The 16209-nt window shown below is 69.1% G+C and carries 17 protein-coding genes and 1 riboswitch; of the genes, 8 read left to right on the top strand and 9 right to left on the bottom strand.

The window, feature by feature from the left end; translation table 11 throughout:
* Positions 1 to 109: 109 nt before the first annotated feature.
* The 3 genes from WT16_RS02805 to thiC all read right to left on the bottom strand — a co-directional run bounded on the left by WT16_RS02805 (position 110) and on the right by thiC (position 2969).
* Positions 110 to 334, bottom strand: coding sequence for a hypothetical protein (locus WT16_RS02805; RefSeq protein WP_006026267.1), 225 nt, complete (start codon positions 332 to 334; stop codon positions 110 to 112).
* Between the two features lie 252 nt (positions 335 to 586).
* Entirely contained in the window at positions 587 to 799 is a 213-nt protein-coding gene (locus WT16_RS02800; protein ID WP_006026268.1) for a glycine zipper 2TM domain-containing protein, read from the bottom strand.
* Positions 800 to 1022: 223 nt separating this feature from the next.
* Positions 1023 to 2969, bottom strand: a complete 1947-nt coding sequence (thiC, locus tag WT16_RS02795; protein ID WP_063532663.1) for a phosphomethylpyrimidine synthase ThiC — start codon at positions 2967 to 2969, stop codon at positions 1023 to 1025.
* A gap of 122 nt (positions 2970 to 3091) precedes the next feature.
* A riboswitch (TPP riboswitch) is annotated at positions 3092 to 3209 on the bottom strand.
* Between the two features lie 263 nt (positions 3210 to 3472).
* Between thiC and WT16_RS02790 the strand changes: the two genes are divergently transcribed.
* The 5 genes from WT16_RS02790 to WT16_RS02765 all read left to right on the top strand — a co-directional run bounded on the left by WT16_RS02790 (position 3473) and on the right by WT16_RS02765 (position 7602).
* Positions 3473 to 3718: a pentapeptide MXKDX repeat protein gene (locus WT16_RS02790; RefSeq protein WP_006026272.1), complete on the top strand. Its 246-nt coding sequence runs from the start codon at positions 3473 to 3475 to the stop codon at positions 3716 to 3718.
* 160 nt (positions 3719 to 3878) lie between these two features.
* Positions 3879 to 4703, top strand: coding sequence for a DUF1223 domain-containing protein (locus WT16_RS02785; RefSeq protein ID WP_063532662.1), 825 nt, complete (start codon positions 3879 to 3881; stop codon positions 4701 to 4703).
* Between the two features lie 41 nt (positions 4704 to 4744).
* Complete coding sequence (locus tag WT16_RS02780) at positions 4745 to 5509, top strand: cytochrome b/b6 domain-containing protein (RefSeq protein WP_063532661.1); 765 nt, start codon at positions 4745 to 4747, stop codon at positions 5507 to 5509.
* Between the two features lie 15 nt (positions 5510 to 5524).
* On the top strand, positions 5525 to 6316 hold the full coding sequence (locus tag WT16_RS02775; protein ID WP_063532660.1) for a molybdopterin-dependent oxidoreductase: 792 nt from the start codon (positions 5525 to 5527) through the stop codon (positions 6314 to 6316).
* 350 nt (positions 6317 to 6666) lie between these two features.
* Positions 6667 to 7602, top strand: a complete 936-nt coding sequence (locus tag WT16_RS02765; RefSeq protein WP_006026277.1) for an EamA family transporter — start codon at positions 6667 to 6669, stop codon at positions 7600 to 7602.
* Positions 7603 to 7614: 12 nt separating this feature from the next.
* Here WT16_RS02765 and WT16_RS02760 read toward each other — a convergent pair whose 3' ends face one another.
* Entirely contained in the window at positions 7615 to 8811 is a 1197-nt protein-coding gene (locus WT16_RS02760) for an MFS transporter (RefSeq protein ID WP_009911866.1), read from the bottom strand.
* A gap of 353 nt (positions 8812 to 9164) precedes the next feature.
* Here WT16_RS02760 and WT16_RS02755 point away from each other — a divergent pair, with 353 nt between their 5' ends.
* Together WT16_RS02755 and WT16_RS02750 are read left to right on the top strand one after the other, a co-directional pair.
* Positions 9165 to 9923, top strand: a complete 759-nt coding sequence (locus tag WT16_RS02755; protein WP_015600212.1) for a hypothetical protein — start codon at positions 9165 to 9167, stop codon at positions 9921 to 9923.
* Positions 9924 to 10004: 81 nt separating this feature from the next.
* Positions 10005 to 10415: a hypothetical protein gene (locus WT16_RS02750; protein WP_059932728.1), complete on the top strand. Its 411-nt coding sequence runs from the start codon at positions 10005 to 10007 to the stop codon at positions 10413 to 10415.
* Positions 10416 to 10555: 140 nt separating this feature from the next.
* Here WT16_RS02750 and WT16_RS02745 read toward each other — a convergent pair whose 3' ends face one another.
* The 3 genes from WT16_RS02745 to WT16_RS02735 form a co-directional block, all read right to left on the bottom strand.
* Positions 10556 to 11380, bottom strand: a complete 825-nt coding sequence (locus WT16_RS02745; RefSeq protein WP_006026281.1) for a phosphodiesterase — start codon at positions 11378 to 11380, stop codon at positions 10556 to 10558.
* A gap of 85 nt (positions 11381 to 11465) precedes the next feature.
* Complete coding sequence (locus WT16_RS02740) at positions 11466 to 12494, bottom strand: ABC transporter ATP-binding protein (RefSeq protein WP_059932726.1); 1029 nt, start codon at positions 12492 to 12494, stop codon at positions 11466 to 11468.
* Positions 12495 to 12594: 100 nt separating this feature from the next.
* A complete protein-coding gene (locus tag WT16_RS02735) occupies positions 12595 to 13497 on the bottom strand; it encodes an ABC transporter permease subunit (protein ID WP_063532659.1) in 903 nt (300 codons plus the stop codon).
* 421 nt (positions 13498 to 13918) lie between these two features.
* Between WT16_RS02735 and WT16_RS34280 the strand changes: the two genes are divergently transcribed.
* The gene (locus WT16_RS34280; protein WP_043282537.1) at positions 13919 to 14122 is read left to right on the top strand and encodes a hypothetical protein; all 204 of its coding nucleotides are present in this window, start codon (positions 13919 to 13921) and stop codon (positions 14120 to 14122) included.
* Positions 14123 to 14230: 108 nt separating this feature from the next.
* On the opposite strand, the gene WT16_RS02725 is transcribed toward WT16_RS34280, so the two are convergent.
* Together WT16_RS02725 and WT16_RS02720 are read right to left on the bottom strand one after the other, a co-directional pair.
* Positions 14231 to 15055, bottom strand: coding sequence for an ABC transporter permease (locus WT16_RS02725; protein WP_006026284.1), 825 nt, complete (start codon positions 15053 to 15055; stop codon positions 14231 to 14233).
* 71 nt (positions 15056 to 15126) lie between these two features.
* A complete protein-coding gene (locus tag WT16_RS02720) occupies positions 15127 to 16188 on the bottom strand; it encodes an ABC transporter substrate-binding protein (protein WP_063532658.1) in 1062 nt (353 codons plus the stop codon).
* Positions 16189 to 16209 lie beyond the last annotated feature (21 nt).

Below are 16209 nucleotides of genomic sequence, written 5' to 3'. Positions count from 1 at the left end.
CATCTTACACCGCGTTATCGCGCGACGTTTCAGCCCGCGATGAAACAGCAAGATTCGGGAATGCGCGCGCCGGCCGGGCCGCGCGAGCGCGAGCGCGAGCGGCGACGGATCAGTGATGGCGCCAGTAGCCGCGGCCGCCGCCGCTCCAGTAGCCGAAATTGAGCGACAGGGACGGCGCCGGATAGTAATACGCGGGGTAGGCGGGCGCGACGTACACGGGGGCGGTTTCGACGGGCGCCGGGTAGTAGCCGGTCGCCGGGTAATAGCCGTACGGGTAATAACAGCCGGCGAGCGCGACGCTCGCGAGCGCGGCGGCGACAAGGGTCTTGTTCATGATGATTCCGCAGTCGTGCGTGCGGGGCAGGATTCGATGCTTGCGAGCTTAGACCGCTCCCGTGTGAAACGCTGTGTGAAACGGTAACGGATCATTTCCGCCGCACGATCGCGGCGCAATCGTTGCATCAATCATGCCGCGCGCGGTTGCGCAAGACGGCCGGACGATGCGCGCCGCGGCGAACGCGCCGCACATCGTCCGCATCCAAGGGCGGCGCGGCGCAGCATTGCGCGGCGCGCCCGAGTCGCGGGCTTACTTGCCGACCTGGCTGCCTACGAGGCCGCCCGCGGCCGCGCCGCCGATCGTCGACAGGGCATTGCCGCCGATCGCCGCGCCGGCGACGCCGCCGATGCCCGCGCCGATTGCTGCGTTACGTTGTCGGGTCGTCATCGTGTCGCAAGCCGACAGGCTCGCGACCGTCGCGATGAGCATTGCGCACACCCCAATACGCCGAATCGATTTCATTGTTCAATCCTCAGGTGAAAGAGACGCATGGGCGCGCGCCGGACGCGACGCCCATGTTCAAAATCTACGCGGGCGGTCCGTTTTGCGCTGTAAGGACTTGTTAGAGCCCCATCGCTTTCGTAATCAATTGTTTCGCCCTCCCGGCGGGCGTCGCCGCGCCGTTGCGCGCGCGCAAAAAAGCCCGCGCGAGGCGGGCTTTTCCGGGGCGAGATGCGTGCGCCGATCACTGGCGATGATAGATCTCCGAGCCGCTCTTCACGAACTCGACCGCCTTCACTTCCATCCCTTTCCTCAGCGCGTCGTTTTCCGACATGCCCTGCTGCGCGGCGAACTCGCGCACGTCCTGCGTGATCTTCATCGAGCAGAAGTGCGGGCCGCACATCGAGCAGAAGTGCGCGACCTTCGCCGAATCCTTCGGCAGCGTTTCGTCGTGGAATTCGCGCGCCTTGTCCGGGTCGAGGCCCAAGTTGAACTGGTCTTCCCAGCGGAACTCGAAGCGCGCCTTCGACAGCGCGTTGTCGCGCACCTGCGCGCCCGGATGGCCCTTCGCGAGGTCGGCCGCGTGCGCGGCGAGCTTGTACGTGATGATGCCTTCCTTCACGTCGTCCTTGTTCGGCAGGCCGAGGTGCTCCTTCGGCGTCACGTAGCACAGCATCGCGGTGCCGAACCAGCCGATCATCGCGGCGCCGATGCCCGACGTGATGTGGTCGTAGCCCGGCGCGATGTCGGTGGTGAGCGGCCCGAGCGTGTAGAACGGCGCTTCCTTGCACCAGTCGAGCTGCAGATCCATGTTTTCCTTGATCAACTGCATCGGCACGTGGCCGGGCCCCTCGATCATCACCTGCACGTCATGCTTCCACGCGATCTGCGTGAGCTCGCCGAGCGTCTGCAGCTCGCCCAACTGCGCTTCGTCGTTCGCGTCGTAGATCGAGCCGGGGCGCAGGCCATCGCCGAGCGAGAAGCTCACGTCGTACGCCTTCATGATTTCGCAGATCTCTTCGAAGTGCTCGTACAGGAAGCTTTCCTTGTGGTGCGCGAGGCACCACTTCGCCATGATCGAGCCGCCGCGCGACACGATGCCCGTCATCCGGTTCGCGGTGAGCGGCACGTACTGCAGGCGCACGCCCGCGTGGATCGTGAAGTAGTCGACGCCTTGCTCGGCCTGCTCGATCAGCGTGTCGCGGAAGATTTCCCAGGTCAGGTCCTCGGCGCGGCCGTTGACCTTTTCCAGCGCCTGGTAGATCGGCACCGTGCCGATCGGCACCGGGCTGTTGCGGATGATCCACTCGCGCGTTTCATGGATGTGCTTGCCGGTCGACAGGTCCATCACCGTGTCGCCGCCCCAGCGGATCGCCCACGTCATCTTGTCGACCTCCTCGCCGATCGACGACGTGACGGCCGAGTTGCCGATGTTCGCGTTGATCTTCACGAGGAAGTTGCGGCCGATGATCATCGGCTCGGTTTCCGGGTGGTTGATGTTCGCGGGGATGATCGCGCGGCCGCGCGCGACTTCGTCGCGCACGAACTCCGGCGTGATTCCGGCCAGCATGTCCGTGCCGGGCGCGTTCGCGCCGAACGCGGCGGCGCCGAACGCCTGGCCCGCGTGCTGGCGGCCCATCATCGCGGCGAGCTTCGCGCCGTTCGGGCCGCTCGCCTTCAGGCTTTCCAGATACTCGGCGCGGCGCTGGTTCTCGCGGATCGCGATGAATTCCATCTCGGGCGTGATGATGCCCTGACGCGCGTAGTGCATCTGCGTGACGTTCTTGCCGGCCTTCGCGCGGCGCGGATGACGGTGCAGATCGGGGAAGCGCAGCTCGGCCGTCGCCGGGTCCGCCGCGCGCTCGCGGCCGTACTCGCTCGTGAGGCCCGTGAGCGCCTCGGTGTCGCCGCGCGCGTCGATCCAGCGCCGGCGCAGTGCGGGCAGGCCCGCGCGGATGTCGATCTTCGCGTCCGGGTCCGTGTACGGGCCCGACGTGTCGTAGACGTAGATCGGCGGATTCTGTTCGCCGCCGAAGCTCGTCGGCGTGTCGGCTTGCGTGATTTCACGCATCGGCACGCGAATGTCGGGTTGCGAGCCCGTCACGTAGACCTTGCGCGAATTCGGCAGCGGGGCGACGGCGGCGGCGTCGACGCGGGCGTCGGCCGACAGGAACTTGGGATTGGCGTTCATGCGATCTCCTGTGTCGACCCAAGCTGGCGCTCTGGCGCTGGCCCGGGTCCCATGCAAAGCGGGTGTGGGGCGCTAAGCAGGAGACGAGATTCGCGACGCGACGGGATTCTGACGTGGAACAACGGCGAAACCCTGACGCTTCCCTGCGCTGGCATTATCCAGATCAGGTTCAAAGGGTATTTCTCACCCGCTTCGCACGATCGCTTGACCGAGCGCAATGCAGGACCCCCGCGTTAGCAAGCGCACACGATACACCGGGTCTGCGACGGTTTCAACAGGGGACAGATCGATTGCGCGTGCATGCGCGGCCGGCCGCCCATGTTGCGCCGCGGCGGCGCGGGGCGAGCCGCACCGGGCGCGCACGCGCTCGCGCCGCGCGGACAGCGCGTTTCGTCGCTCGCCGGCGCAATCGCCGGTCCCGAAAAATTTTTGCGCGTCGGTGTCATATCCGCCGCCGCCTTCCGACTATTCGGCTCCTCAACCAATAATGATGGAGCTATCCCATGAAAAGGAATCTGATTGCTTTCGCCTGTGTCGCCGGTCTCGCGTTTGCCGCGCCGTTCGCCCATGCGCAGAACGATGCGATGTCGAAGGACGGCATGGCGATGTCGAAGGATGCGATGTCGAAGGACCGGATGGGCAAGAAGCAGGATCACATGGCGAAGGGCGGCATGAAGGCGGATCACATGTCGAAGGACGCGATGAAAAAGCCGATGTCGTCCGGCAAGATGAGCCCGATGTCGAACTGAGCGGCGCCGTTCCCGGCGTCTTTCATGACGCGAACGGCTCGGTCGCCCGCGCGCTGTTCGGGCGGCCTTCGTCCCGCGGCGCGTGGCGCCGCGGGAAGCCGGGGCGCGTCGTGCCCGCCGGCGTGCGGCGAGCATCGCGCCCGCGCGCCGGCTTCGACCGATGAGCTTCGATATGTCGATTTCATTTTCCGTTTCGATGCGCGCCGTCGCGGCGACGCTCGTGCTTGCCACGGCGAGCATCGCGCAAGCGGCGGCGGGCGGCGCCTGCGTCGCCCGCAGTCCCGACGCGCGGCAGGCGCTCGTCGAGCTCTACACGAGCGAGGGCTGCAGCAGTTGCCCGCCCGCCGACGACTGGCTCGCGCGGCTGGCCGCGCACCATGCCGCGCTGCGCGTCGTGCCGCTCGCGCTGCACGTCGATTACTGGGACGGCCTGGGCTGGACCGACCGCTTCGCGCAGCATCGCTTCACCGAGCGGCAGCACGCGCTCGCCGCGCGCGGCGGCGGCCGCTTCGTCTATACGCCGGAGATCGCGGTCGGCGGCCGCGAGCTGCGCGATTGGCGCGATGCGGACGCGTTCGCGCGGCGCGTCGTCGCGACGGCCGCCGAGCCCGCGCGCGTGGGCATCGCGCTGTCCGCCGCACGGCACGCGGACGCGCTCGACGTCGCGCTGTCCGTGACGCCGCGCGCCGGCGCGCCGCGCGTGCTCGACGCATATCTCGTGCTGTACGAGAACGGCATCGAATCGCCGGTGCGCGCAGGCGAGAACCGCGGCGCGACGCTGCGTCACGAGCGCGTCGTGCGTCAATGGATCGGGCCGCTCGCCGCGACGGGCGATGCGGGCGCGACGCTCGACGTGCGGCGCGCGCTGCCGCTGCCCGCGAACCTGCGCGCGGCGGACGCCGCACGGTACGGCGTCGCGGCGTTCGTCGAGGACCCCGCGACGGGCGACGTGCTGCAGGCGCTCGATTTGCCGCTGTGCGGCTGAGCGGTGCGTGCGCCATCGATCAACGAAGGAGGGCACCGCCGATGAACGCGACGACGACGAACGCAACAACCGACGCAACAACCGACGCAACAACCGACGCGCTGCCCCGCGCAACCCCCCCACACGACGACCAACGGAGCCCCCCCGCAATGACCCAGGCGACCACCGAAGCAGCGAGCCGCGCCGGGACGCACGCAACCACGTCCGCCATCCGCCCGCGCAAGCCGATCCACCCGCGATGGGTGCGCGCGAGCCACTGGCTCAACGCGGTCGCCGCGGTGACGATGGCGTTGTCGGGCTGGCGGATCTACGACGCGTCGCCGATCTACGCGGGCTTCACGTTCCCGCGCGGCGCGACGCTCGGCGGCTGGCTCGGCGGCGCGCTGCAATGGCACTTCGCCGCGATGTGGCTGCTGTTCTTCAACGGTGTGTTCTATCTGACGATGTCGATCGCGACCGGGCGCTTTGCGCGCAAGTTTCTGCCGCTGAGCGTGAAGGGCATCGCGCGCGACTTGCGCGACGCGCTGCGCGGCCGGCTGTCGCACGACGATCTGTCCGTCTACAACGCGGTCCAGCGCGCCGCGTACGTCGCGGCGATCGCCGATCTCGTGCTGCTCGTGCTGTCCGGGCTCGTGATCTGGAAATCGGTGCAGTTCCCGCTGCTGCGCGCGCTGCTCGGCGGCTACGACAGCGCGCGCGTCGTGCACTTCTGGGCGATGGCGTTTCTCGTCGCGTTCTTCGTCGTGCATGTCGCGATGGCGGCGCTCGTGCCGCGCTCGCTGCTCGCGATGCTGCGCGTACACTAAAAGGAGTCACTCATCATGTCCGAAAACGACAGGAAAAAGCCCAAGGACGACATCGCGCGGATCGACCGCGCATCGCTCCTGATCGACGTGCGCAAGGAACTCGCGCTGCCGTCGCGGCGCCTGTTCGGCAAGCGCGTGCTAACGCTCGGCGGCCTCGCGATGCTCACGGGCTGCACGCTGCGCGACGACGCGTCGGTCGACGACTTCCTCGAGAAGGTGTCGCGCGCGAACGATCGCGTGCAGGCGTGGCTGTTCGGCCCGACGCGGCTCGCGCCGACGTACACGGAAAGCGACATCACGCGCCCGTTCCCGTTCAACGCGTTCTACGGAATCGACGAGGTGCCGCGCGTCGACGCCGGCGACTTTCGGCTCGCCGTGTCAGGCCTCGTCACCGGCAAGCGAAGCTGGACGCTGCCGGAGCTGTACGCGCTGCCGCATGCGGAGCAGATCACGCGGCACATCTGTGTCGAGGGCTGGAGCGCGATCGGCCGCTGGGGCGGCGCGCCGTTTCGCGAATTCCTGCGCCGCGCCGGCGCGGACACGACCGCGAAATACGTCGGCTTCAAATGCGCGGACGACTATTACGAGAGCATCGACATGCCGACCGCGCTGCACCCGCAAACGCTGCTCGCATTCGAATACGACGGCCGGCGGCTGCCGCCCGAATACGGATTTCCGATGAAGCTGCGGATGCCGACCAAGCTCGGCTACAAGAATCCGAAGCACATCATGGAGATATTCGTGACCAACACGTATCCGGGCGGATATTGGGTCGACCAGGGGTACAACTGGTTCGGCGGTTCGTGAAGCGGGCGTGCGGGGTGGCGTGGGCCGCGCGCGAAATGTCGCGCCGAAACGTCACTGGCTGCGCGTTCGATTCGAGCAGGCATTCGTTTTCCATTCCTTAATGCATAATGCTGACGACAAGCAGCCGCTCGGCCGCACGCGTCATCATTCGAGTCCCGCTTCCGAGTCCCGCTTCCGAGTCCCGTTTTCGAGCCCGTTCGTCCCCTTCGGTCATGTTCGCCGCCGCACGCTCCGACCTGTCATTTCGCCCGCCATCGTCTCCCGTCATCCCGGTTTCCTCGGCGCAGCTCGCCAGCAGCCGCATCGCGCGGCGTTCGACCGCGCGGCGCTTCGCGCGGGCGGGCTGACCGATGACGCCGTTCGACCGTTTCCTCGCCTTCGTCGCGCGCCATCCGCCCCGCCTGCCGCAAAGCCGCAGCGGCCGCGTCGTGCTCGCGCTCGCGTTCATCTATTTCGCATGGGGCTCGACATACCTCGCGCTGCACGTCGCGCTCGAATCGTTTCCGCCGCTGCTGCTGTCCGGGCTGCGCAACCTGCTCGCCGGCATCGGGCTGTTCATCTTCGCGATGCGGCGCCGGCCGGTGCGGCCGACGCTCGTGGAAATCGGCAACGCGGCGCTCGTCGGCACGATGCTCGTCACGATGTCCTCCGGCCTCATCGCGCTCGGGATGCGCACCGTCAGCAGCGGCTCGGCCGCGGTGATGGTCGCGACGGTGCCGCTCTTCGCGACGGTGATCGCGTCGGTCGCCGGGCGGCGCGTCACGGGCGGCGAATGGGCGGCCGTCGCGCTCGGGATGATCGGGATCGTCGTGCTGAACTCGGGCGGGCCGTCGTCGCCGGGCTCGACGCTCGGCAGCATCACCGTGCTCGCGGGCGCGCTCTTCTGGGCGGGCGGCGCGCATCTCGCCGCGCGGCTCGCGCTGCCGCACGACCTGTTCCTGTCGACCGCGCTGCAGATCGGCCTGGGCGGCGCGGCGTCGACCTGCATCGCGTGGCTGCTCGGCGAGCGCATCGAGCGCGTCGCGTTCGTGCCCGGCGTCGCGTTCGTCTATCTGATGCTCGCGGGCACGATGGCCGCGTATGTCGCGTACGGCTACCTGATCCGCCATACGAGCCCGATCATCGCGAGCAGTTGCATGTACGTGAATCCGGTCGTCGCGGTCGCGCTCGGCGCGCTGTTGCTCGGCGAGCCCGTCACGCTCGCGACCGTGATCGCGACCGTCGCGATTCTCGGCAGCGTCGGCTTGTCGTTCGTGTTCGATCCGGCGCGCCAGCGGGTGCAATAGCGGCGGCCGCGCTCACCGCGATCGCGCGCCGCCGCGATAGTGAACGAATGCCGCGGCGCACGTGAACAGCAGCGCGACCGCGCACATGCCGAGCCAGCCCGTCGCGCGCCACGCGGCGACGCCCGCGGACGAGCCGATCGCGCCGCCGATGAAATAGCAGACCATGAACACAGTGTTCACGCGGCTGCGCGCATCGGGCTTCAGCGCATAGATGCGCGACTGGTTCGAGATCTGCGCGGCCTGCACGCCGACGTCGAGCACGATCACGCCGATCACGAGCCCGACGATGCTCGTGCCCGACAGCGCGAAGATCACGAACGAGACGGCGATCAGCGCGATCGCGAGCGAGATGATCGCGCGCGGCCCGCGCTTGTCGGCGAAGCGGCCCGCGTACGGCGCGGCGAGCGCGCCCGCTGCGCCGACGATCCCGAAGAGGCCGGCCGCCTGCGGGCCGAGATGGAACGGCGCGCCCGCGAGCAGCAGCGTGAGCACCGGCCAGAACGCGCTGAACGCGGCGAAGATCGCGGCGCCCGTCATCGACGCCTCGCGCAGCCCGCGCAACTCCCGTGCAAGGTGCCACATCGACGCGAGCAGCTTGCCGTAGGGCAGCGTCGACGTCGGCGAGCTGCGCGGCAGGCGCGCGACGATCACGGCCGCGAGCGCGGCGAGCGCCGCGACCGACGCGCCGAACACCGCGCGCCAGCCGAAGTATTCGGCGACGAAGCCCGCCGCCGTGCGCGCGAGCAGGATGCCGAGCAACAGGCCGCTCATCACGGTGCCGACCGCCTGCCCTCGCTCCGCGGGCGGCGCGATCTCGGCGGCGAACGGCACCGCCTGCTGCGCGATCGTCGCGAGGATGCCGATCGCGAGGCTCGCGGCCGCGAGCACGGCGAGCGTCGGCGCGGCCGCGGCCGCGATCAGCGCGGCGGACAGCCCGGCGATCTGCAACAGGATCAGCGTGCGCCGGTCGAAGCGATCGCCGAGCGGCGCGAGCACGAACATGCCCGTCGCGTAGCCGAGCTGCGTCGCGGTGGGCACGACGCCGATCCACGACGCGCTGCCTGGAAACGACGCGCGGAAGCTGTCGAGGAGCGGCTGGTTGTAATAGATGTTCGCGACCGATACGCCGGCGATCGTCGCGAGCAGCAGCAACAGGCTGCGCGAGTAGTGGCCGGTCGCGCCGGCGGAGTGGCGAGGCTGCGAGGACATGGTGCGTGTGGGCGAAGTGCGGCGCGCACGGTGCGCGCGCCGTCCGGTCGTCGATCGAAACAGGGGAGGAGAAATGCCGCGAGCGCCGATCATACCGGACCCCTCGAAATTCTGCTCGCGGGCGGCTCGTTCGCCGCTCGTCGTGCGTCGCCCCCTTACGCCCCCGTTGCGCCCCGTTGCGCCCCGTTAATTTCGCCTTAAGCCGCGCGCTTGCATAGTGGCGTCCGAGCGAGTCGTGGGAGCGTTCGTCATGCGCCGCACCGCCGTTGCCGGAATCCGGCTCGCTCCTCGCAACCGGTGCGACAAGGAGAGCCCGATTGAACCAGCCAGCCCGTTCGCCTGCCGCCGCAGGCATGCTCAACAAAGTCCCGGAAGTCACGCTCGCGTTCTGGGTCGTCAAGATCATGTCGACGACGGTCGGGGAGACCGGCGCCGACTATCTCGCCGTCCACGTCGGGCTCGGCGCGGCCGTCACGGGCGCGCTGATGGCCGGCCTGCTGGTGTGCGCGCTCGCGCTGCAATTGCGCGCGCGTGCGTATGTGCCCTGGATCTACTGGCTGAACATCGTCCTCGTCAGCATCGTCGGCACGCAGATCACCGATGCGCTGACCGACGGCCTCGGCGTCAGCCTCTACGTCAGCACGCCGCTCTTTGCCGCCGCGCTCGCGGCGACGTTCGCGCTCTGGTATCGCAGCGAGCGGACGCTGTCGATCCACACGATCGTCACGCCGCGCCGCGAGGCGTTCTACTGGGCCGCGATCCTGTTGACGTTCGCGCTCGGCACGGCGGCGGGCGATCTCGCGACCGAGGCGCTCGGCCTCGGATTCCGGCTCGGGATCGTCGCGTTCGGCGGCGCGATCGCGCTCGTCGCGGCGGCCGCGCTCGGCGGGATGAACCGCGTGCTCGCGTTCTGGCTCGCGTACATCCTCACGCGTCCGCTCGGCGCGTCGCTTGGCGATTTCCTGTCGCAGGCGCAAGCGTACGGCGGCCTCGGGCTCGGCACGATCAGGACGAGCGCCGTGTTTCTCGCGGTGATCGTCGGGCTCGTCGCGGGGCTGAGCGTCGCCGCCGCGCGCGCGGGCCGGCCGGGCGCGCCGGCGCGCGGACGCTGAGACGGACGCGGACGTGGACGCAAGTCGAAGCCGACGTCGCATTCAACCGTTTTGTTCGCATTCACCACCAGGAGATTTGACATGATCAAGCGCAAGCTCATTGCATTCGCCGTCGCGCCCGCGCTGGCGGCCGCCGCATTCGGCATCGGCGCCGTGTCGCCGGCGGGCGTCGCGCCGAGCGTGGCCGAAGCCGCGACCGTCTCGAAGCTCGGCGATCTGTCGTCGTTCCGCGCGATCGCCGCCGACGTCGCGAAGCTCGTCGACAAGGGCGATCTCGCCGGCGCGAAGGCGCGCATCAAGGATCTGGAAACGTCGTGGGACGATGCGGAGCCGTCGCTCAAGCCGCGCGCGGCGGCCGACTGGCATGCGGTCGATGACGCGATCGATCGCGCGCTCGCCGCGCTGCGCGCCGACAGGCCGCAGGCCGGCGCGTGCAAGCAGGCGCTCGCCGGTTTGCTCGCGGTCATCGACCGGACGAGCGGCGCGCGCTGAACGCGACATGCGGCGTGAAGCGGACGGCTCGCGCCGCACCGGTTCGCCTGGATGATGAACGGGGGCGAGGGGCGCGCGAGCATGTGTCGCGCGACCGGGGCGATGCGCGGCGTCGCGCGGTCGTGTAGCCTCCCGATCGATCAATCGATCAGCGCCCCCGTCGGCTCGAAGAACGGATGCGGCCCGTCGCTCGCATCGACGTACACGTGATGCGATGCGAGCCCGGCGCCCGGCGCATAGCGATGCACGGCGAACGCGGGCGGCTCCATCGAGAACGACGATGGCCCGCCGTCGCGCAGATCGAACGTGACCTGATGCGCGGGCGCGGGCACGGCCGATGCGATCGTGCCGCCGAAGCGCGCGAACATCGTTCGATGCACGTGCCCGCACAGCACGCGCTCGACGTTCGGAAAGCGGCGCAGCAGCGCATCGAGCCGGCTCGACGCGTCCGGGGCGAGCCGCATCGCATCCATGTGGCCGATGCCGCACGCGAACGGAGGATGATGGAGCGCGACGATCACGGGGCGATCGCGCGCGGCGTCGAGCTGGCCGGCGAGCCACGCGAGCCGCGCGTCGCACAGCGTGCCGCCGCTCGCGCCCGGAATCTGCGAATCGAGCGCGATCACGCGCAGCGGCCCGAGATCGAGCGCGTACTGGACGAACGCGCCCGACTGCAGCTCCGCGCGCCAGGGGAACGCGCGCCGCAGCGCCGCGCGATCGTCGTGATTGCCGACGATGAGGTAGTACGGCATCGCGAGCGGCGCGAGCAGCGATTTCAGATGCGCGTATTCGTCGTCGTCGCCGAAGTCGGTCAGGTCGCCCGTGACGAGCACCGCGTCCGGGCGCGGCTCGAGCGCGTTCAGCCGCGCGACGCAGCGCGCGAGATGCGCGGCCGTGTCGACGCGCCGATACGCGAGCGCGCCCGGCCGCTTGATGTGCAGATCGCTGATGTGGGCAAGCAGCATCGTCGTTCCTCGTTGTGAACGTATGGGGTTCGTGTCGTGTATTCGCGCCGTCGCACGGTGCGCGGTGCGCATCGCGCGCGACGCGTCACGCGAGCGCGAGGAGCCCCTCGGCCGCGATCGCGACGCCGACCGCGGTGCCGCGCGCGAGATCGACGCGGCCCGGCACGTCGATGACGAGCGCGTCGGGCGCCGCGTGCTCGATCGTCACGCGCGTGCGCTCGCCGAGGAACGCGCAGTTCGCGACCGCCCCGCGCAGCGGCGCATCAGACGGATCGACGAGGCGCGCGTCCTCCGGTCGAAAGAATAGCTCGTTTGCCGGCGACGCGACGGCGAGCGCGCCGCCCGTCGTCACGAGCGCGCCGTCGCGCCACACGCCTTCGAGCCGGTTCAGCGTGCCGATGAAGCGCGCGACCGTGCGGGACGCCGGCCGATAGTAGACGTCGCGCGGCGCGCCGATCTGCTCGATCTTCCCCGCGCTCATCACGACGATCCGGTCGCCGAGCTCCATCGCCTCGGCCTGGTCGTGCGTCACGTAGACCGTCGTCACGCCGAGCGCGCGCAAGAGCGCGTTCATCTCGCGGCGCAGCGCGTCGCGCAACTGCGCGTCGAGCGCGGTCAGCGGCTCGTCGAGCAGCAGCACGCGCGGGCGCGCCGCGAGCGCGCGTGCAAGCGCCACGCGTTGGCGCTGGCCGCCCGACAGTGCGTCGACCGGCTTGTCCGCGTGCGCGGCGAGCCGCATCATCGCGAGCAACTCGTCGACGCGCTCGCGCAGCACGCGCGGCTCGGTGCGGCGGATCCGCAGCCCATAGCCGACATTGCCGCGCACCGACAGGTTCGGAAACAGCGCGTAGTTCTGGAACACCATGCCGACGCCGCGCTTTTCGATCGGCAGCGCGGTCACGTCGTCGGCGCCGAACGCGATCGCGCCGCCCGCATCGGGCACGTCGAGCCCGGCGATCAGGCGCAGCGTCGTCGTCTTGCCGCAGCCGGACGGGCCGAGCAGCACGAGCGTCTCGCCCGCGCGGATCGCGAGATCGAGCGGCTCCAGCACTCGCGCGCCGTGGAAGGTCTTCGCGCAACGGGTCAGGGTGATCGGTACGGAGTCGAGTTTCATCGGCGAGGCGGCGGAAAAGGTAACGATAAAGGTAACGACAATGGCGGCGATGGAACGAATGCGCGGCGAAAGACGGCGAAAGCGCGACGTCGCCGGAAAATCAGCGGCGCTTGCGCGCGTCGCCGCGCGCGCCGGCCGGCTCGACGCCGAGCCGCTGCATCGCGACGAGCAGCGGCAGCGTCATCAGCAGGAACAGGATCGTGTACGCGCTGCCGATTTCGAGGCGCAGCGACGCGTACGTGTCGGCGAGGCCGACGGGCAGCGTCTTCGTGTCGGGCGTGTGCAGCATCCACGTGAGGTTGAATTCGCCGATCGACAGCGTGAGCACCGCAAGCGCGCCCGCGACGATGCCGGGGCGCAGGTTCGGCAGCACGATCGTCGAAAAGCGCGTGGCGAACGATGCGCCGAGGCTCGCCGCGCCTTCTTCGAGCGTGCGCAGATCGGCGCGCGCGGCGACGGCCGCGACCGCGCGGACCATGAACGGCAGCGTGAACACCACGTGGCCGACGACGATGAACCACATGCTCGTGCGCAACGCGGCGAAGCCGCCGTAGACGGAGAGCAGCGCGAGCGCGGATGCGAGGCCCGGCAGCGCGACGGGCAGCACGAGCGCCTCTTCGATGACGCGCGAGGCGCGGCTGCGGCTGCGCGCGAGCGCGTAGCCGGCGGGCACGCCCGCGACGAGCGTGACGGCGAGCGTCGCGAGCGCGACTTCGAGCGACAGGAACACCGAGCCGTGATATTGCGCCCACACTTCGCCGAGCCAGCGCAGCGTGAGCCCGCTCGACGGCCCGCGGAAATAGTTGACCGTGAGCCCGGCGAGCACCGACATCGCGACGGGCACGATCAGGAACGCGCACAGCGCGAGCGTGACTGCCCATTGCGCGGCGGCGAGCCAGTCGAACGGCGCGCGGCGCGGGCGGCGGACCGCGGGCGGCTCGTCGGAGCCGCCCGAGACGGCGGGGCGGGCGAGCGGGGCTGCGTCCTTCAGGGGGGGCGTCATGGGCGTGCGCAAGCGATGTAAACGTTTTCGTCGACGGGATTATCGGCGGTGTCGATGAAGAACTGATGACGGCGCGGCGGCACGCAGGCGGGGGCGCGAAGCATGGCGATGCGCGGAATCGTTCCGGCGGGCGCGCGTCCCGTCGTTCGCATCGCGCTCGCCGAGCGCCGAGCAATCCGTCTAATCGCCGGTTCTCCCGATGTCGCCGCGCATGCCGTTACGCTATATTGAGTCGCCGAATGGTGTTCAGGAGTCCGGGCAAACGGGCTGAACGCCACGCGCGTCGTACGACGGCACGCTCGAACACGGCGCGTCATGCGGCACGTTGCGGGGGCGATTGTCGATGGCCAGGGTCTGGTTGCATACGGAACGAGAGTGGCAGCCCCGTTCTTTTTTGTTGTCTACGAGGAGGGAGTGATCGATGCAAACGATAACGATGGAGCAGTGCAAGCGCATTCACGGCGGCGACAACCTGATCGACGGCACGTTCAACCTGTTGGGCGGCACGTTCACGATCAACAGCAGCGCGCTCGGCACGCTGCTCACCAACGCCAATACGCTCGTCGTCAACGCGAACAACTGGCTGACCAACCCGAAGGGGCAGTTGTCGTCGACGAAGAAGTAATCGCCGCGCCGGCGAGGGCGATCGAGGCGCGCGGTTCCGGCGTCTCGCCCGGGCGCCGGATGACCTTTTCTTTGCAACGGCGGCGATTCGTCTGTCGTTGCGTCCTGCTCACGCGGATGCGGCCGTCGCCTGGCCCGTCAGGTTCCGGGCGAGCGCCAGCACCGCCCATGTGACGATCCCGAGCACGATCGACAAGCCGGCCGCCGTCGCGATGTTCGCGTTCAGCGTGAACTCGGTGTAGATCGTCATCGGCAGCACGTCGAGATCGGTCGCGAGCGTAAACGCGGTGCCGAACGCGCCCATCGCGGTCGCGAAGCAGATCGCGCCCGCGGCGACGAGGCCCGGCGCGAGCGCGGGCAGCACGATGTCGCGCAGCACGTGCCAGCGCGACGCGCCGAGCGAGCGCGCCGCCTCCTCGAGCGACGGATCGAGCTTCGACGCCGCCGCGATGACGGTGACGATTACGCGCGGAATCGAGAAATACAGATAGCCGACGAACAGGCCCGCGACCGAATACGCGAACACCCAGCGATCGCCGGCGAGCTTTTGCGACAGCATGCCGATCAAGCCCTGCCGCCCGGCGAGCATGATCACCATGAAGCCGACGACGACGCCCGGAAACGCGAGCGGAAACGTGAGCAGCGCGATCAGCGTGCGCTTGCCCGCGAACGTGCGGCGCGCGAGCAAGAGGCCCGCGATCGTCGACAGCGCGAGCGTCGCGAGCGTGACGGCCGCGGACAGTGCGACCGTCGACGCGAGGCTCTTCATGTAGCGCGGGTTCGACAGCAGCGCGAGATAGGTGTCGACGAACGCGCCGTTCGCCGACACCCGCACGAGCGAGACCATCGGCAGCAGCCAGAACGCGACGAACACGGCGAGCGCGGGCGCGACGAGCGCGATGCGCCAGCGCGACGGGAACGTGAGATCGGACATCGTGGGATCGACTCGTGCGGATGAGGATGACGGGCGGCGAACGGCGAAGCGCGCGCCGCCTGGCGCATGGCTTATTGCATCACTTGCAGATACTGCTTGCCGAACGCCTGCTGGCCGGCCGCGAGCTTGCCGAAGTCGACGCTCTTCGCCCGCGCGTATTCGCCCGCCGGCAGGAACTTCGCGGCGACGTCGGCGCTAAGCGTTTGCGCGCGCACCGGCCGCAGATACGCGTTCGCCCACAGCTTCTGGCCTTCGTCGGACAGCACGAAGTCGAGCACCTTCTTGCCGTTCGCGTCGTGCGGCGCGCCCTTCACGAGGCTCATCACGTACGGCACCGCGATCGTGCCTTCCTTCGGAATCACGAATTCGACGTTCGCATGGTCCTTGTACTTCGCGCGATACGCGTCGAAGTCGTAGTCGAGCAGGATCGGAATTTCGCCGGACAGCACGCGCGCGTACGCGGTCTGCTTCGGCACGATCGGCTGGTTCGCCTTCAGCTTGCGGAACCAGTCGAGCGCCGGCTGGAAATTGTCGAAGCTTCCGCCGAGCGCCTGGTTCACCGCGATGGCGCCCGCGTAGCCGACGAACGCGCTGGACGGATCGAGATAGCCGACCATCCCCTTGTACTCGGGTTTCAGCAGATCGGCCCACGAGCGCGGCACAGGCTTGCCGTCGAGCGCGTCCTTGTTGACGAAGAAGCCGAGCGTGCCAGAGTGGATCGCGAACCAGTAGCCCTGCGCATCCTTCAGGTTCGCCGGGATGTCGTTCCAGTGCGCGGGCTTGTACGGCGCGACGACGCCCTTGTCCTTCGCCTGGAACGCCGACGACACGCCGAGATAGACGACGTCCGCGACGGGGCTCTTCTGCTCGGCGATCAACTGCGCGATTGCCTGGCCGGAGTTCTTGTTGTCGAACGGCACGCGAATGCCGGTCTTCTGCTTGATCGCCGCGATCTGCGCGGCCCAGTCGGCCCATTCGGGCGGGCAGTTGTAGCAGATCGCGGTGTCTTCCGCGTGCGCGGCGGATGCGCCGAGCGACAGCGCGAGCGACGCGACGGGGAGCAGCACGGCGGCGCACGCGCGGCGCGCGGCGGCGAACGGCGCGCGCGGCAGAGGTGAACGGCGGACGGTCACGACAGGTCTCCTTGGATGGGC

This window comes from Burkholderia sp. MSMB1589WGS, assembly GCF_001636105.1.
GTDB lineage: Bacteria > Pseudomonadota > Gammaproteobacteria > Burkholderiales > Burkholderiaceae > Burkholderia > Burkholderia humptydooensis.
The sequence above is the reverse complement of the archived record's forward strand: the minus strand, read 5'-3'. Positions and strand labels throughout refer to the sequence as shown.

Excerpts from the sequence above, each read along its gene's own strand:
- WT16_RS02805 (WP_006026267.1), bottom strand. The coding sequence starts at position 334 with ATGAACAAGACCCTTGTCGCCGCCGCGCTCGCGAGCGTCGCGCTCGCC.
- WT16_RS02800 (WP_006026268.1), bottom strand. The coding sequence starts at position 799 with ATGAAATCGATTCGGCGTATTGGGGTGTGCGCAATGCTCATCGCGACG.
- thiC (WP_063532663.1), bottom strand. The coding sequence starts at position 2,969 with ATGAACGCCAATCCCAAGTTCCTGTCGGCCGACGCCCGCGTCGACGCC.
- WT16_RS02790 (WP_006026272.1), top strand. The coding sequence starts at position 3,473 with ATGAAAAGGAATCTGATTGCTTTCGCCTGTGTCGCCGGTCTCGCGTTT.
- WT16_RS02785 (WP_063532662.1), top strand. The coding sequence starts at position 3,879 with ATGAGCTTCGATATGTCGATTTCATTTTCCGTTTCGATGCGCGCCGTC.
- WT16_RS02780 (WP_063532661.1), top strand. The coding sequence starts at position 4,745 with ATGAACGCGACGACGACGAACGCAACAACCGACGCAACAACCGACGCA.
- WT16_RS02775 (WP_063532660.1), top strand. The coding sequence starts at position 5,525 with ATGTCCGAAAACGACAGGAAAAAGCCCAAGGACGACATCGCGCGGATC.
- WT16_RS02765 (WP_006026277.1), top strand. The coding sequence starts at position 6,667 with ATGACGCCGTTCGACCGTTTCCTCGCCTTCGTCGCGCGCCATCCGCCC.
- WT16_RS02760 (WP_009911866.1), bottom strand. The coding sequence starts at position 8,811 with ATGTCCTCGCAGCCTCGCCACTCCGCCGGCGCGACCGGCCACTACTCG.
- WT16_RS02755 (WP_015600212.1), top strand. The coding sequence starts at position 9,165 with ATGCTCAACAAAGTCCCGGAAGTCACGCTCGCGTTCTGGGTCGTCAAG.
- WT16_RS02750 (WP_059932728.1), top strand. The coding sequence starts at position 10,005 with ATGATCAAGCGCAAGCTCATTGCATTCGCCGTCGCGCCCGCGCTGGCG.
- WT16_RS02745 (WP_006026281.1), bottom strand. The coding sequence starts at position 11,380 with ATGCTGCTTGCCCACATCAGCGATCTGCACATCAAGCGGCCGGGCGCG.
- WT16_RS02740 (WP_059932726.1), bottom strand. The coding sequence starts at position 12,494 with ATGAAACTCGACTCCGTACCGATCACCCTGACCCGTTGCGCGAAGACC.
- WT16_RS02735 (WP_063532659.1), bottom strand. The coding sequence starts at position 13,497 with ATGACGCCCCCCCTGAAGGACGCAGCCCCGCTCGCCCGCCCCGCCGTC.
- WT16_RS34280 (WP_043282537.1), top strand. The coding sequence starts at position 13,919 with ATGCAAACGATAACGATGGAGCAGTGCAAGCGCATTCACGGCGGCGAC.
- WT16_RS02725 (WP_006026284.1), bottom strand. The coding sequence starts at position 15,055 with ATGTCCGATCTCACGTTCCCGTCGCGCTGGCGCATCGCGCTCGTCGCG.